Origin of the sequence: Desulfosporosinus sp. HMP52 (assembly GCF_000765145.1) — a bacterium.
Lineage (GTDB): Bacteria > Bacillota > Desulfitobacteriia > Desulfitobacteriales > Desulfitobacteriaceae > Desulfosporosinus.
In genome coordinates, this window is record NZ_JMGA01000047.1 from 1 (window position 1) to 2,823 (window position 2,823).

General features: G+C 52.0%; 2 rRNA genes. Both read left to right on the forward strand.

Annotated elements, in window-relative coordinates:
• Positions 1–2,471: ribosomal RNA gene (locus tag DP73_RS16620) — 23S ribosomal RNA — on the forward strand; the annotation flags it as partial.
• 105 nt (positions 2,472–2,576) lie between these two features.
• Positions 2,577–2,692, forward strand: a 5S ribosomal RNA gene (gene rrf / locus DP73_RS16625).
• Positions 2,693–2,823: the final 131 nt, after the last annotated feature.

Sequence of the window (2,823 nt, forward strand, 5' to 3'; positions counted from 1 at the left end):
AGGGAGGACCACCTCCCAAGGCTAAATACTACTTAGCGACCGATAGTGAACCAGTACCGTGAGGGAAAGGTGAAAAGCACCTCGGAAGAGGAGTGAAAAAGAACCTGAAACCGTACGCTTACAAGCAGTTACAGTCCAATTATGGATGGTAGCGTGCCTTTTGTAGAATGAACCGGCGAGTTACGGTATGTAGCAAGGTTAAGGTGAGAAGCCGGAGCCGAAGCGAAAGCGAGTCTGAAAAGGGCGCAAGTTACATGCTGTAGACCCGAAACCGTGTGATCTACCCATGGCCAGGGTGAAGGTGGGGTAAAACCCACTGGAGGCCCGAACTCACTGTCGTTGAAAAGGCAGGGGATGAGCTGTGGGTAGGGGTGAAATGCCAATCGAACACGGAGATAGCTGGTTCTCCCCGAAATAGCTTTAGGGCTAGCCTCAATTGATGATCGATGGCGGTAGAGCACTGAATAGGCTAGGGGCCTTACCAGGTTACCGAACCTTATCAAACTCCGAATGCCATCAGATTTAGATTGGGAGTCAGACTGTGGGGGATAAGCTTCATAGTCGAAAGGGAAACAGCCCAGACCATCAGCTAAGGTCCCCAAGTATACACTAAGTGGGAAAGGATGTGGAATTGCACAGACAACCAGGATGTTGGCTCAGAAGCAGCCACCATTTAAAGAGTGCGTAATAGCTCACTGGTCGAGTGGTTCTGCGCCGAAAATGTAACGGGGCTCAAGTGTATCACCGAAGCTATGGCTTGCGCTTAATGCGCAGGGGTAGGGGAGCGTTCTATCAGCAGAGAAGTCAGACTGTAAGGTCTGGTGGAGTGGATAGAAGTGAGAATGCCGGTATGAGTATGCGAAAAGGAAGGTGAGAATCCTTCCCGCCGAAAATCTAAGGATTCCTGGGGAAGGCTCGTCCGCCCAGGGTAAGTCGGGACCTAAGCCGAGGCCGAAAGGCGTAGGTGATGGACAACTGGTTGAGATTCCAGTACCACCTAGAAATGTTTGAGCAATGGGGTGACACAGAAGGATAGGTTAAGCCAACCGTTGGTTGAGTTGGCCCAAGCGATGAAGGAGGTAGGGTAGGCAAATCCGCCCTGCGATACTCTGAGACGTGATGGGGAGCGAAAAATAGTAGCGAAGTAACCGACTCCAAGCTGTCAAGAAAAACCTCTAGTGAGTGACTAGGTGCCCGTACCGTAAACCGACACAGGTAGATGGGGTGAGAATCCTAAGGCGCGCGAGAAAACCCTCGTTAAGGAACTCGGCAAAATAGCCCCGTAACTTCGGGAGAAGGGGCGCTCTTAGCAATAAGAGCCGCAGAGAAATGGTCCAGGCGACTGTTTAACAAAAACACAGGTCCCTGCTAATCCGAAAGGAGATGTATAGGGGCTGACACCTGCCCGGTGCTGGAAGGTTAAGAGGAGAGGTTAGCCGCAAGGCGAAGCTTTGAATTGAAGCCCCAGTAAACGGCGGCCGTAACTATAACGGTCCTAAGGTAGCGAAATTCCTTGTCAGGTAAGTTCTGACCCGCACGAAAGGTGTAACGATCTGGACACTGTCTCAACGAGGGACTCGGCGAAATTGTAATACCCGTGAAGATGCGGGTTACCTGCGACAGGACAGAAAGACCCCATGGAGCTTTACTGTAGCTTGACATTGGATTTTGGTATAAAATGTACAGGATAGGTGGGAGACAGAGAAGCTAGGGCGCCAGCCTTGGTGGAGTCAACGGTGGGATACCACTCTTTTTGTACTGAAATTCTAACCTAGGCCCCTGAATCGGGGTTGGGGACAGTATCAGGTGGGCAGTTTGACTGGGGCGGTCGCCTCCTAAAGAGTAACGGAGGCGCCCAAAGGTTCCCTCAGCGCGGTTGGAAATCGCGCGAAGAGTGTAAAGGCAAAAGGGAGCTTGACTGCGAGACCTACAAGTCGAGCAGGGACGAAAGTCGGGCTTAGTGATCCGGTGGTACCGAGTGGAAGGGCCATCGCTCAACGGATAAAAGCTACCCTGGGGATAACAGGCTTATCTCCCCCAAGAGTCCATATCGACGGGGAGGTTTGGCACCTCGATGTCGGCTCATCGCATCCTGGGGCTGTAGTAGGTCCCAAGGGTTGGGCTGTTCGCCCATTAAAGCGGTACGTGAGCTGGGTTCAGAACGTCGTGAGACAGTTCGGTCCCTATCCGTCGCAGGCGCAGGAAATTTGAGAGGATCTGTCCCTAGTACGAGAGGACCGGGATGGACGAATCCCTGGTGTACCAGTTGTCTCGCCAGAGGCATAGCTGGGTAGCTATATTCGGAGCGGATAAGCGCTGAAAGCATCTAAGCGCGAAACCGACCTCAAGATGAGATTTCCCACAGCGAAAGCTGGTAAGACCCCTGAAAGATGATCAGGTTGATAGGCCAGGTGTGGAAGCACGGTGACGTGTGGAGCTGACTGGTACTAATCGGTCGAGGGCTTGACCTAAATCGAGACCGCTAGGTGAGTGGCTCAAATTCAATCGACATTACTAGAAAGACTCTGTGCAGTTTTGAGAGAACAGCCATCGAAAGAAAGCGAATATCTCAGACATCTGGTGATTATGCCGGAGGGGTTCCACCCGTTCCCATACCGAACACGGAAGTTAAGACCTCCAGGGCCGATGATACTTGGGGCATAGCCCCTGGGAAAGTAGGTTATTGCCAGGTAACAAGCGAAAGATCATCTCTAACGAGATGGTCTTTCTGTGTATATAATACTGTAGAAACGTATGAGGAAATCTGGGGAGTCGGGGTTCCACCCATTCGATCCACACTGCAGGGAGAGTGCGTTACGGGAC